The 12,900-nt window shown below is 50.8% G+C and carries 10 protein-coding genes; 6 read left to right on the top strand and 4 right to left on the bottom strand.

The features are described from left to right. Positions 1–12 precede the first annotated feature (12 nt). Both mepM and lpxM read left to right on the top strand, forming a co-directional pair. A complete protein-coding gene (mepM, locus tag ACN28R_RS08980) occupies positions 13–1,335 on the top strand; it encodes a murein DD-endopeptidase MepM (protein ID WP_048639142.1) in 1,323 nt (440 codons plus the stop codon). Between the two features lie 237 nt (positions 1,336–1,572). Then, positions 1,573–2,544 carry a lauroyl-Kdo(2)-lipid IV(A) myristoyltransferase gene (gene lpxM, locus ACN28R_RS08975; RefSeq protein WP_048639967.1) on the top strand — a complete coding sequence of 324 codons (972 nt, stop codon included), beginning with the start codon at positions 1,573–1,575 and terminating at the stop codon, positions 2,542–2,544. Between the two features lie 174 nt (positions 2,545–2,718). Here the strand turns inward: lpxM and pyk are convergent, their stop codons facing one another. Then, positions 2,719–4,161, bottom strand: coding sequence for a pyruvate kinase (gene pyk, locus ACN28R_RS08970; RefSeq protein ID WP_048639141.1), 1,443 nt, complete (start codon positions 4,159–4,161; stop codon positions 2,719–2,721). Between the two features lie 194 nt (positions 4,162–4,355). Next, positions 4,356–5,225, bottom strand: coding sequence for a MurR/RpiR family transcriptional regulator (locus tag ACN28R_RS08965; RefSeq protein WP_048639140.1), 870 nt, complete (start codon positions 5,223–5,225; stop codon positions 4,356–4,358). A gap of 366 nt (positions 5,226–5,591) precedes the next feature. Between ACN28R_RS08965 and zwf the strand changes: the two genes are divergently transcribed. Continuing rightward, complete coding sequence (gene zwf, locus ACN28R_RS08960; RefSeq protein ID WP_095834196.1) at positions 5,592–7,067, top strand: glucose-6-phosphate dehydrogenase; 1,476 nt, start codon at positions 5,592–5,594, stop codon at positions 7,065–7,067. Positions 7,068–7,227: 160 nt separating this feature from the next. After that, positions 7,228–7,869 (top strand): bifunctional 4-hydroxy-2-oxoglutarate aldolase/2-dehydro-3-deoxy-phosphogluconate aldolase, encoded by a 642-nt coding sequence (locus ACN28R_RS08955; RefSeq protein ID WP_095834195.1) that lies wholly within the window; start codon positions 7,228–7,230, stop codon positions 7,867–7,869. An 87-nt stretch (positions 7,870–7,956) separates the two neighbouring features. Here ACN28R_RS08955 and purT read toward each other — a convergent pair whose 3' ends face one another. Next, positions 7,957–9,135: a formate-dependent phosphoribosylglycinamide formyltransferase gene (gene purT / locus ACN28R_RS08950; protein ID WP_095834194.1), complete on the bottom strand. Its 1,179-nt coding sequence runs from the start codon at positions 9,133–9,135 to the stop codon at positions 7,957–7,959. A gap of 215 nt (positions 9,136–9,350) precedes the next feature. On the opposite strand from purT, the gene ACN28R_RS08945 reads away from it, so the two are divergent. Further along, positions 9,351–11,387, top strand: a complete 2,037-nt coding sequence (locus ACN28R_RS08945; protein ID WP_095834193.1) for a S9 family peptidase — start codon at positions 9,351–9,353, stop codon at positions 11,385–11,387. Positions 11,388–11,684: 297 nt separating this feature from the next. Here the strand turns inward: ACN28R_RS08945 and ACN28R_RS08940 are convergent, their stop codons facing one another. Continuing rightward, positions 11,685–11,915 carry a DNA polymerase III subunit theta gene (locus ACN28R_RS08940; protein WP_048639136.1) on the bottom strand — a complete coding sequence of 77 codons (231 nt, stop codon included), beginning with the start codon at positions 11,913–11,915 and terminating at the stop codon, positions 11,685–11,687. 323 nt (positions 11,916–12,238) lie between these two features. On the opposite strand from ACN28R_RS08940, the gene ftnA reads away from it, so the two are divergent. After that, on the top strand, positions 12,239–12,754 hold the full coding sequence (gene ftnA / locus ACN28R_RS08935) for a non-heme ferritin (protein WP_048639135.1): 516 nt from the start codon (positions 12,239–12,241) through the stop codon (positions 12,752–12,754). The last annotated feature ends 146 nt before the right edge of the window (positions 12,755–12,900 follow it).

The following is a 12,900-nucleotide window of genomic DNA, read 5'->3' as shown; positions in this document are numbered from 1 at the left end:
GGATACGAATAAGTGCAGCAGATAGTCCGAACTATCGCTCTGGCGTATAACAACCTGCCAAGACCCCACCGCGTGATGCTGGGGTCCCTTACCGTTATGACATTGGCCGTTGCAGTTTGGCGGCCTTTTGTTTATCCCCCCGTTAGTGATGCTCCCGTGATCGTGAAGGACGTCGAACTGGAAGCCAACCAGTTACGCACGCTTACGCCGGAAGCCAGCGAACCTATCGATCAACCGACGCCTGACGATGACATTCCGCAGGATGAACTGGACGATAAAACCGACGAAGATGGCGCGGTGCATGAATATGTCGTTTCAAGCGGCGATACGTTAGGTAGCATTCTTACCCAGTATGGCATTGATATGGCCGATGTCGCTCTGCTTGCCGAAGGCAATCCGGCGCTGCGTAATCTTAAAATCGGTCAGCAGATATCGTGGGTAATCGGGGAAAATGGTGATTTACAGAGTTTGACCTGGCAGATGTCCCGCCGCGAAACCCGAGTTTATGAACGTATCGGCGCTGCTTTTAAAGAGCGGGTCGAAACCCTGAAAGGGGAATGGCGTAATAGCGTACTGACCGGGCGGTTAAATGGGAGTTTCGTTAATAGCGCTAAAAATGCCGGTTTAACGCACAGTGAGATCGGCGCGGTGGTCAAAGCGTTGCAATGGCAATTGGATTTCCGCAAACTGCGCAAAGATGATACTTTCGCCGTGCTGATGTCGCGTGAAATGCTGGATGGCCGTAGCGAGCAGAGTGAATTGCTGGGGGTGCGCCTGAATAGCGGTGGAAAAGATTACTATGCTATCCGCGCTGACGATGGGAAATTCTACGATAAGGAAGGTTCTGGCTTAGCCCGCGGATTTATGCGTTTCCCCACCATTAAACAGTTCCGCATTTCTTCTAATTTTAATCCACGTCGTATTAACCCTGTTACCGGCCGCGTCGCACCGCATAAAGGCGTCGATTTTGCCATGCCGGTCGGTTCGCCGGTGCTGGCTGTCGGCGATGGGGAAGTGGTTATCGCCAAGCGCAGCGGCGCGGCTGGCAACTACGTCGCGATACGCCATGGCAGACAGTACACCACTCGCTATATGCACTTGAATCGTATTCTGGTGAAACCCGGTCAAAAGGTTAAGCGCGGCGATCGCATCGGTTTGTCCGGAAACACCGGGCGTTCCACCGGCCCGCATCTGCACTATGAGTTCTGGATAAACCAGCAGGCAGTTAATCCATTAACGGCTCAGTTGCCTCGCTCCGAAGGGTTGAGTGGCAAAGAACGCCGCGATTATCTGGCGAAGGTGAAAGACGTTGTACCCCAGCTCCAGTTTGATTAGTTGCTGATGGATGATTATTAGCCGGTAGCTTGCTGCCGGCGTTTTCATTTATGGACCTTTCATCTTTTTCCGGCTGCAGGTGTGTTAGTCTCGACATCGGCCTTTTTCTGGCTTCGCTCTCCCGGTCGTTGCTTTCCCGCTCGTCGGGAAATGTGGCGGGGGGATAGGCAGAGCGCTATAAATTTTGGGGTATCGATTTTTGATGTTTTTGCTTTCGGTTTATTGGAAGAGTTGATGATGGAAAAAGAGAAAAAAACGAGCGCTGAGTTTGTTCCTCAGTTCAAGCGAGCCTTTTATCACCCTCAATACTGGGGAACCTGGCTGGGCATCGGAGCGATAGCCATTGCCGCGTACATTCCCGCCCGTTTGAGAAATCCGGTTCTAGGAGGATTGGGCCGCCTGGTTGGTCGCTTCGCCAAGGGCGCCCGCCGGCGCGCGCGTATCAACCTGCTGTATTGTATGCCTGAGCTAACCGAGGAGCAGCGTGAAACTATTATCGACAATATGTTCGCTACGGCGCCGCAGGCGATGGTAATGATGGTGGATGTGGGCATTCGCGACCCCCGGAAGGTTGAGAAGCACGTCTGCTGGCATGGCGAAGAGATACTGAATAAATTAAAGGAGCAGGGCCGGAATGTGATTTTTCTGGTGCCGCATGGCTGGGCTGTTGATATTCCCGCTATGCTGATGACCTCGCGCGGGCAGCGCATGGCGGCAATGTTCCATAACCAGAAAAACGAACTGGTGGATTTTTGGTGGAATACGTTGCGCCGCCGTTTCGGCGGGCGTATTCACGCGCGCAATGACGGCATCAAACCGTTTATCAGTTCAGTACGGCAGGGGTGCTGGGGATATTATCTTCCCGATCAGGATCACGGGGCCGAGCACAGCGAGTTTGTCGATTTTTTTGCCACCTATAAAGCGACATTACCGGCCATTGGCCGTCTGATGAAAGTCTGCCGCGCCGAAATCGTTCCGCTGTTTCCGGTGTATAACGCGAAAACCTGCTGCCTTGATGTTTTTATCCGGCCGCCAATGGACGACTTGACCGACGCTGACGACCAATACATCGCGCGCCGAATGAATGAGGAAGTTGAAGTTCTGGTCAGGCCGAACCCGGAGCAGTACACCTGGATCCTGAAGCTGTTGAAAACCCGTAAACCGGGAGAGATCGAGCCCTACTGCCGGGATGATCTTTACCGCGATTAATTTCCCAGCCGCGCTGAAACCGTAAACAGCCATTGACTGATTCCCGTCTTCGTGGGAATGACGGGTTTGGGAAGGTTTGTCATCAACCTAAAGCCGGGCGATTTATTTATCGCCCGGCTTTTTAACTATGTGAAATAAACGGTGTGGATAACCCACGTCAACAGCGTGAGCCGGTTATTCCACCCGCAGGATACGCGTCGTGTTGGTCGTCCCGACGGTACTCATGACATCGCCCTGGGTCACAATTACCAAATCCCCGGACATCAGGTAACCTTTATCGCGCAGCCGGATCACCGCATCATTGGCTGCGGCGACGCCGTCGGTATAGCTGTCAAAGTGCACCGGCGTGACACCGCGATAAAGGGCTGTCAGGTTGAGCGTGTGCTCATGGCGCGACATGGCGAAAATAGGCAGGCCGGAGCTGATACGCGACATCATCAGCGCGGTACGGCCCGACTCCGTCATGGCAATCAACGCGGTTACCCCTTTCAGGTGGTTGGCGGCGTACATTGCGGACATCGCGATGGATTCCTCAATGTTATCGAACTGCACATCAAGGCGGTGTTTGGATACATTGATGCTTGGTATTTTCTCTGCGCCAAGACACACTTTCGCCATTGCCTCTACCGTTTCTGCCGGATATTGTCCTGCGGCGGTTTCAGCCGAGAGCATAACGGCATCGGTACCGTCCAGTACGGCGTTGGCCACATCCATAACCTCTGCGCGTGTTGGCATCGGGTTTGTGATCATGGATTCCATCATCTGTGTTGCCGTGATCACCGCACGATTGAGCTTGCGGGCGCGGCGGATCAGCTTTTTCTGGATGCCGACCAGTTCAGGGTCGCCAATTTCGACACCCAAATCACCGCGGGCAACCATCACAACATCGGATGCCAGGATGATGTCGTCCATGGCCTCATCGGAAGAAACCGCTTCTGCGCGCTCGACTTTGGACACGATTTTGGCGTGACAGCCGGCATCGCGCGCAAGACGGCGAGCATAGTTGAGATCCTCACCGGTGCGAGGAAAAGATACCGCCAGATAATCCACGCCGATTTTTGCGGCGGTGACGATGTCTTCTTTATCTTTTTCGGTCAGCGCTTCAGCAGAAAGGCCGCCGCCGAGTTTGTTGATCCCTTTGTTGTTGGACAGCGGGCCGCCCACAGTGACTTCGGTATAAACCTTCATGCCGTCCACTTGCAGGACTTTCAATTGCACGCGGCCATCATCCAGCAGCAGAATATCGCCTGGGACGACGTCGGCGGGAAGACCTTTGTAATCAATACCGACTTTTTCCTTATCGCCTTCGCCTTTGGACAAATTTGCGTCCAACAGAAATTTATCCCCGATATTTAGAAAAATTTTACCTTCTTTGAAGGTGGAAACTCGAATTTTGGGCCCCTGTAAATCACCAAGAATGGCGACATGGCGGCCTAATTTGGCGGCGATTTCACGAACTTTATTGGCACGTAATTGATGATCTTCTGCTGTGCCATGAGAAAAATTCAGGCGTACTACGTTAGCGCCTGCGGCAATAATCTTTTCCAGATTATTGTCGCGGTCCGTAGCTGGCCCCAGGGTAGTGACGATTTTGGTTCTTCTGAGCCGTCTGGACATGTATAACTCCGTTGACTTGTGAAGCAGTAGTGTGTCGATTAATGTCAGATAACGATGAAAAATGTAACTTTACAACGAAACTGTTTCATCTAAGTTACCCGGATTCCGTATTGAACCTGGTATCGTGTTGTCATATTTGTTATGCCAAATAATGATGACAGCCTAAAAAACAAATCGCTTTGCGCATTAACAAACTAATTGAAGGTTTTAATAAACGGTTCATCTTTATCAAAACGCGATTCTCGCAATGCTTCTTTGACTCGCTTCAAGTTATCTCTGAATTTTGCGCCACGTCGCAATGTGAAGCCGGTAGCCAGCACGTCAATCAGCGTAAGTTGTGCAATCCGAGACACCATAGGCATATAGATGTCCGTATCTTCAGGCACATCCACCCGCAGCATCAATGAGGCTTCACGAGCAAGAGGCGTGCCGTCGGAAGTGATCGCGATCACTATTGCATCATTCTTGCGCGCCAGGCGCGCCATTTCAACCAGGCTTTTCGTTCTTCCGGTGTGAGAGATAAGTACGACAACGTCGCCGTCCGTCGAATTCATGCAACTCATGCGCTGCATGACGATGTCGTCAAAGTAAACAACCGGGATATTGAAGCGAAAGAATTTGTTCATGGCGTCATGGGCTACGGCCGCCGATGCGCCAAAACCGAAGAAAGAGATCTTTTTCGCCTGGGTAAGTAAATCCACCGCCCGGTTAATGGCGGCAATATCAAGACAGGATTTGACATGCTCCAGCCCCGCCATCGTGGATTCAAAGATTTTGCTGGTGTAGGAATCAACGCTATCATCTTCTTCAACGTTACGATTCACATAAGGCGTGCCGTTTGCCAGGCTTTGCGCCAGATGCAGCTTGAAATCAGGAAAGCCTTTGGTTTCAAGACGCCGGCAGAAGCGATTAACGGTGGGTTCACTGACTTCGGCCATTTTGGCCAGGGTGGCGATACTCGAATGAATGGCCGTTTGCGGTGCGCTCAGGATGACTTCGGCAACTTTTCTTTCCGATTTGCTAAGCAGTTCCAGGTAACTTTGAATTTTATCCAGCATGTTCATATGCAAATATCCATGTAAGTTTTTCCCGATTTCAACCAAAGAGGCAACCGATGCGGATTTCGTGAAAATATACTACGACCTTGTAATGGTTGGCAGAGGGGAAAAAGTGAAGTCGCTCACTTTTTTTGCCAGAACATGACATGTGTCTAACTTTCAGAAAAGTAATCCGCTGTCAGAAACGGTGAAATTTTTCTCTTCCAGGCATATGCATCATGCGCTTTGTGCATGGTTACAAGCCAGATTTTTTGTGCTTTCCAGCAAAACATCCAAAGAATTTGGGGCAATGGATGGGTTTACTGGCTGACGTCAAAAAGAGTACATTATGAATGTAATAAAATTACAGAATCCCGCAACGAGGAGATGAACATGGCGGTAACTTCAACAGCCCAGGCATGCGACCTGGTTATTTTCGGCGCGAAAGGTGATTTGGCGCGTCGTAAATTGCTGCCTTCACTGTATCAACTGGAAAAAGCAGGTCATATCCATCCGGAAACTCGGATCATTGGCGTAGGGCGGGCCGACTGGGATAAAGCAGAATATACCCGGGTAATTCGCGATGCGCTTGATACCTTTATGAAAGAGCCGATTGATGAGGCGTTGTGGGACACGTTAAGCAAACGGTTGGATTTCTGCAATCTTGATGTTGAAGATACGCAGGGTTTTAGCAAGTTGGGCAAAATGCTCGACCAGGAAAACCGCACCACTATTAACTATTTTGCCATGCCGCCCAGTACCTTTGGGGCGATTTGCCGCGGGCTGGGTACCGCGGGGTTGAACAAAGAGCCGTCTCGCGTGGTAATGGAAAAACCGTTAGGAACGGATCTGGACTCTTCGTGCGTCATTAACGATCAGGTGGCCGAGTATTTCAAGGAGTGTCAGGTTTATCGCATTGACCACTACTTGGGCAAGGAAACGGTGCTGAATCTGTTGGCGCTGCGTTTCGCCAACTCGCTGTTTTCCGCTAACTGGGATAATCGAACTATCGATCACGTACAGATCACGGTTGCTGAAGAGGTGGGTATCGAAGGGCGCTGGGGCTATTTCGATAAAGCGGGCCAGATGCGCGACATGATCCAAAACCACCTGCTGCAGATTTTGACCATGATCGCCATGTCTCCGCCTTCTGACCTGACCACCGACCGTATCCGTGATGAAAAGGTGAAAGTCCTGCGTTCATTACGCCGCATCGATCGCAACAACGTGCATGAAACTACGGTGCGCGGTCAGTACACCTCTGGTTTTGTTCAGGGCCATAAGGTACCCGGTTATCTGGAAGAAGAGGGCGCCAACAAGACCAGCGCCACGGAAACCTTCGTCGCCATTCGCGTTGATATTGATGACTGGCGCTGGTCTGGCGTGCCGTTTTATTTGCGCACCGGTAAGCGCCTGCCGACAAAATGCTCCGAAGTCGTGGTCTATTTTAAAAATCCCGCGCTGAATCTGTTCCGTGATTCCTATCAGCAGTTGCCGCAGAACAAGCTGATTATTCGCCTGCAGCCGGATGAAGGGATTGAAATTCAGATCCTGAATAAAATCCCCGGTTTGGAGCATAAGCACCGTTTGCAAACGGTTAAGCTGGACCTGAGCTTCTCCGAGACGTTTAACCAGCAACACCTGGCCGATGCCTATGAGCGTCTGCTGTTGGAAACCATGCGCGGCATTCAGGCGCTGTTCGTTCGCCGGGACGAAGTGGAAGAAGCCTGGAAGTGGGTCGATTCGATTATGGATGCCTGGTCAATGGATAACGAGGCGCCGAAGCCTTATCAGGCGGGAAGCTGGGGGCCCGTGGCGTCGGTTGCGATGATTACTCGCGACGGTCGTTCCTGGAATGAATTTGAGTAGCCTTTGCGTGGTTGACGAAGGTCATAACGCATTCGGTAAATGCAGTTTTAATGTATGGCTAACGGTGCGGTCGGACATCTGTAATTCATGCAGATCCCTGTGGCAGGGGCGCGCTATATGATTAATGATTGCCCAACGGCATGACTGGAGATAATTTTTGATGAAAAACTGGGAAACGAGCGCAGAACAAATTTTGACGGCGGGGCCTGTTGTTCCTGTTATTGTGGTCAACAAACTGGAGCATGCGGTGCCGATGGCAAAAGCCCTGGTCGCAGGGGGCGTTCGCGTTCTGGAGCTGACGCTGCGTACCGACTGCGCCGTAGACGCCATCCGGGCCATCGCTAAGGAGGTTCCTGAGGCGATTGTCGGCGCCGGTACGGTAACCAATCCTCAGCAACTGTCCGAAGTGACTGAAGCCGGCGCGCAATTCGCCATCAGCCCAGGGCTGACCGAGCCTTTGCTGAAGGCGGCGACCGCGGGCCGTATTCCGTTAATTCCGGGGATCAGCACCGTATCTGAACTGATGCTGGGTATGGATTATGGCTTGCGTGAATTTAAGTTCTTCCCAGCGGAAGCCAATGGCGGCGTGAAAGCGCTGCAGGCGATTGCCGGACCGTTTGCGCAGATCCGTTTCTGTCCGACCGGGGGCATTTCGCCGAAAAATTACCGTGATTATCTGGCGCTGAAAAGCGTACTGTGCGTCGGCGGTTCTTGGCTGGTGCCGAATGATGCGCTGGAAAGCGGTGATTATGCTCGCATCACCGAATTGGCGCGTGAGGCCGTTGCCGGCGCGAAAGCGTAATAATTCCTCGCGGCGTTCATCATCAAGCCACCCATGATTTATGGGTGGCTTTTTACTATCACGATAAAACCTGATAGTGAATGAAGTTTAACCACTGACCTTCACGGCAGAGGCGCAGTTTTTCGCTAATGCGACGGCTTCATCGGTGGTTGCTGCGCTTGCCAGCGCTACGCCCATGCGGCGTTTACCGTTGATTTCCGGTTTGCCGAACAGCCGAATTTGCGTAAAGGGATGCAGCGCGCTTTCCAGCCCCTGATAGCGAACATTGTCGCTCTTCAGTTCCGGCAGGATAACGGCTGAAGCGGCGGCGCCGTACTGACGAATGGCGCCGATGGGCAATCCCAGAAAGGCGCGAACATGCAGTGCGAACTCCGACAGATCCTGAGAAATCATCGTCACCATGCCGGTATCATGCGGACGCGGCGAAACTTCGCTGAAAATCACCTCGTCGCCGCAGACAAACAGCTCAACGCCAAATAGTCCGTAGCCTCCCAGGGCGTTAACCACATCGCCCGCTATTTTTTGCGCCCGCTCTTGCGCCAGCGCGCTCATTTGCTGTGGTTGCCAGGATTCGCGGTAATCGCCGTCTTCCTGGCGATGACCAATCGGCTCACAAAAGTGAATGCCATCCACCGCATGGATCGTCAGCAGGGTAATTTCAAAATCGAAATTGACCAGCCCTTCAACAATAACGCGGCCGCCGCCGGCGCGCCCGCCTTGCTGAGCATATTGCCAGGCTTTATCTAATTGTTGAGGCTCACGGATCAGGCTCTGTCCTTTGCCTGATGAGCTCATGACCGGTTTTACGATACAGGGATAGCCAATTTCCGCTACGGCCTGATGAAAACAGGTTTCGCTATCGGCAAAACGGTAGCTTGAGGTCGGAACGCCCAGCGTTTCGGCCGCCAGACGGCGAATACCTTCACGATTCATCGTCAGAAGGGTTGCCTGTGCGCAGGGCACCACATGATGTCCTTGTTGCTCGAGCTTCACCAGCATATCGGTGGCGAGCGCTTCGATCTCCGGCACGATATAATCGGGACGCTCGGCTTCAACCAGCGTTTTTAACGCTTCACCATCCAACATATTAATGATATGGCTTCGATGAGCAACCTGCATGGCTGGCGCATCGGCATAGCGATCGACGGCGATAACTTCAAGCCCCAAGCGCTGGCATTCGATCGCCACTTCTTTGCCCAATTCACCGGAGCCCAGCAACATCACGCGTGTGGCATCAGTACGCAGGGCAGTTCCAATCGTTAACATCATGTGATACCTGATCTGGTTGTGAAAAATGGGCGCAGTATAAACGAAAACGTTTGCGTTCGCATCTGAGGCGGCGGCTAAGGTTCGCGCCAGCGTCGATGCGGAGTGGCGATGGTTCCTCCTGGCTTGGCATCGCCCGGTAATCGTGCCACTCTTGATTTCAGCGCGGTTTTATTTCAGAACCCAAGGCTTTATTGCAGAACAGAAGGATCATCATGACAGCACCAAAAGCAGCAAAAAGACCCTATCCGTTGACCACCTATAATGATACCCGTATCGATAACTACTATTGGCTGCGTGACGACGAGCGGGCCGATCCTGATGTCTTGGCCTATTTACAGCAGGAGAACGACTATAGCCGTACGATAATGGAACCCCAGGACGGTCTGAAACAGTCGCTGTATGAAGAGATGGTAGCCCGGATACCTTCGGAAGATATGTCGGTTCCCTATGTCAGAAATGGTTACCGTTATCAGAGTCGTTATGAGCCGGGCAAGGAATATCCTATCTATCGACGTCAGCCCGAAAATGTAACGGATGAGTGGGAGACGCTGCTGGATGGAAATCAGCGGTCGGAAAATCATGAGTTTTATAGTCTGGGCGTGTTGGCAGTCAGCCCCGATAATCAGCTGTTAGTGATATCGGAAGATTTTCTGTCGCGCCGACAATACGACATTCGCTTTCGCGATCTAAAAAGCGGCGAGTGGTTGCCCGATATCATTGAGAAGGTCTCTGCCGGGGCGGAATGGTCGGCAGATTCCCGCGTGATCTACTACGTTCGCAAACATCCGCAAACGCTGTTGCCCTATCAAGTCTATCGACATCGTCTGGGCAGCGATCCGGCGAGTGATGAGCTGGTCTATGAAGAGAAAGACGACACCTATTATGTCAGCCTGGGCAAGACAACGTCGGAACGCTATATCACCATTTACCTCAGTAGTACCACCAGCACGGAAGTGTTGCTGGTCGATACGGCTGATGATGATGCGGCGCCGCGGGTTTTCATCGGCCGGCGTAAAGATCACGAGTATTTCGTAGACCACTATCGCGGCGTTTTTTATCTGCGCTCTAATCGGGAAGGGAAAAACTTTGGCCTGTATCGCACCAATGATCTGGGAGAAGATGGGCTGGAGACGCTGATCGCCCCGCGGGAACATCGTGTTCTTGAAAACTTTGAGCTGTTTCGCGATTGGCTGGTGGTGGAGGAAAGAGAGAAGGGGTTGACCTGCCTGCGGCAAATTCGCTGGCAAACGCAGGAAGAGAAAAATATTACTTTCAATGATGCCAGCTATGTCACCTGGTTATCCTATAACCCAACGCCGGAAACCGCGTTGCTGCGTTATGGCTACGCCTCCATGACCACGCCAAGCTCACTTTATGAACTGAACATGGATACCGGCCGGCAACAGTTGCTCAAACAGGCTGAAGTAAAGAATTTCGCCACGGATAATTATCGCAACGAACGTTTATGGATTACCGCGCGGGATGGCGTTGAGGTTCCGGTTTCGCTGGTGTATCACCGCGAGCATTTCAAGCCGGGCCGGAATCCTATTTTGATATATGGCTATGGCGCATATGGCAGCAGTATGGATCCGGATTTCAGCGTTAGCCGATTAAGCCTGCTGGATAGAGGTTTTGTCTTTGCGCTGACCCATATTCGCGGCGGCGGAGAACTGGGGCAACAGTGGTACGACGACGGACGTTTGCTGAACAAGATGCATTCATTTACTGATTTCATTGATGTTTCCCTGGCTCTGGCTGAAAAAGGCTATGGCGATCGGCAAAAAATGTTTGCCATGGGGGGCAGCGCCGGCGGGTTATTAATGGGCGCGGTAGTGAATTTTGCGCCGGATTTGTTTAAAGGCGTTATCGCCCAGGTTCCGTTTGTCGATGTGTTGACCACCATGCTGGATGAATCGATTCCCTTAACCACCGGTGAATATGATGAATGGGGCGATCCGAACGATCGGACGTACTATGACTATATCAAGCAATATAGCCCGTACGATGGCGTAACGGCCCAGGATTACCCGCATATGCTGGTTACTACCGGATTACATGATTCACAGGTCCAGTATTGGGAACCGGCAAAGTGGGTAGCAAAATTACGTGAGATGAAGACGGATAAACGTCTGTTATTGTTGTATACCGATATGGATGCGGGGCATGGCGGAAAGTCCGGGCGCTTCAAACATTATGAGGATATCGCACTGGAGTACGCATTCTTACTGATGGTGCTTGAAACTGATTGAGAAAGTGAGAGTAAACCCGCAGAGAGCGGGTTTACCGAGCAGCATTGTCGATTTTAAATAATAGCATCCGCCTGTGGTTGTGCCTTCTTGGCCTTTTTATCCGCACGCTTTTCTGCTGCGGTTTTCAGGGGTTTCTTTTTGCTGTTCTTCTTGCTGTCCATTCCTTTACTCATTTCTGACCTCGCTTGGTAAAAGGTTGGTTTGCCAGTACATTAACCGCCTGTTTTGCCCAAGATGCAAGGGGAAAGTATTTTTTATTGCGATGAAATATGTCACCGGCGACGTGAGTAAGAGGGATTATTTCGATTTCGGCTCGTAAGGCAGGCGAGAGAACTGCAAAGAGAGCTGGCGGTATACACCAACGCGCTCGCGGAAATAGCTACGCAGATGTTCCGGCTGCTCCTTCTCTACCATTTCAGGGATGACCGGCATGTTATAGCGCTCCTTGAAAGCCACGCCTGATGCCGCCAAATCCACATTAACCTTGTCCATCTCTTCTTTGGAAAGATCTGCCAAATTATATCCCATGGGATGTTTCTCCTGGTAAGACGCGTTGTCCGTCAAAGTAAAACAGAGGCTGTGAAATGGCAAGCCTCCGTTATGTGTTCGAATAGTACAAAATAAGCCGAACTTTTATTTAACCTACACGCATGATAATAAAAATTATTATCAATAATAATAGCGAAATATTTGCTGTAAATAAAAATCAATATCAATTAAATTATGTTAACTTTATGATTTTAAAATAAAAAATAATTATTGTTAATTTAGTTAATAAGATGTTTTTATTTTTTGCATTCAGGCATAATGAGCTGCAAAACATTTACCTGCCAGAGAAATAAGGAATGATTATGTTAAAAAAAGAAATGATTAAAAAACTGAATGAACAGCTTAATCTGGAGTTTTATTCCGCCAATTTATATTTACAAATGAGTGCCTGGTGTGGCGATAAAGGTTTTGAAGGCGCTTCCGCTTTTCTAAAAGTGCACTCCCAGGAAGAGATGGAGCATATGCAGCGGCTGTTCAACTATCTGGATGATACGGGTAGCATGCCAATATTAGGCGCTATCGCTGCGCCGCCGGTAGACTTTGCCTCACTGGCTGACGTCTTCAAGCAGACATATGAACATGAGCAGTTGATTACTGAAAAAATTAATGAACTGGCTCATGAAGCCATCACCTTACAGGATTACTCAACGTTCAACTTCCTGCAATGGTATGTGGCAGAGCAGCATGAAGAAGAAAAACTGTTCAGTTCTATTCTGGATAAACTGGCGCTGGTTAATACCAACGAAGGCGGTTTGTTCTTTATCGATCAAGAGCTGAAAAAAATGGCGACCAGTACCGCGGGTAGTGAATCAGCCTGAGTTCTTTCGGCTGACGAAGATTTTTGTCTCTAGCCAACGGATTTTAAAATGTGGGAGGTTAACACTCCTGCGATTTAAAATATGAAGAGAGACCGTGGCAATGCGCATCGGCTGAGCGATCGCATTGCCACGCAATGATGGCCGCC

Origin of the sequence: Brenneria goodwinii (genome assembly GCF_002291445.1) — a bacterium.
In the GTDB taxonomy this organism is placed as follows: Bacteria; Pseudomonadota; Gammaproteobacteria; order Enterobacterales; family Enterobacteriaceae; genus Brenneria; species Brenneria goodwinii.
This window is presented reverse-complemented; position numbering and strand designations above follow the sequence as displayed.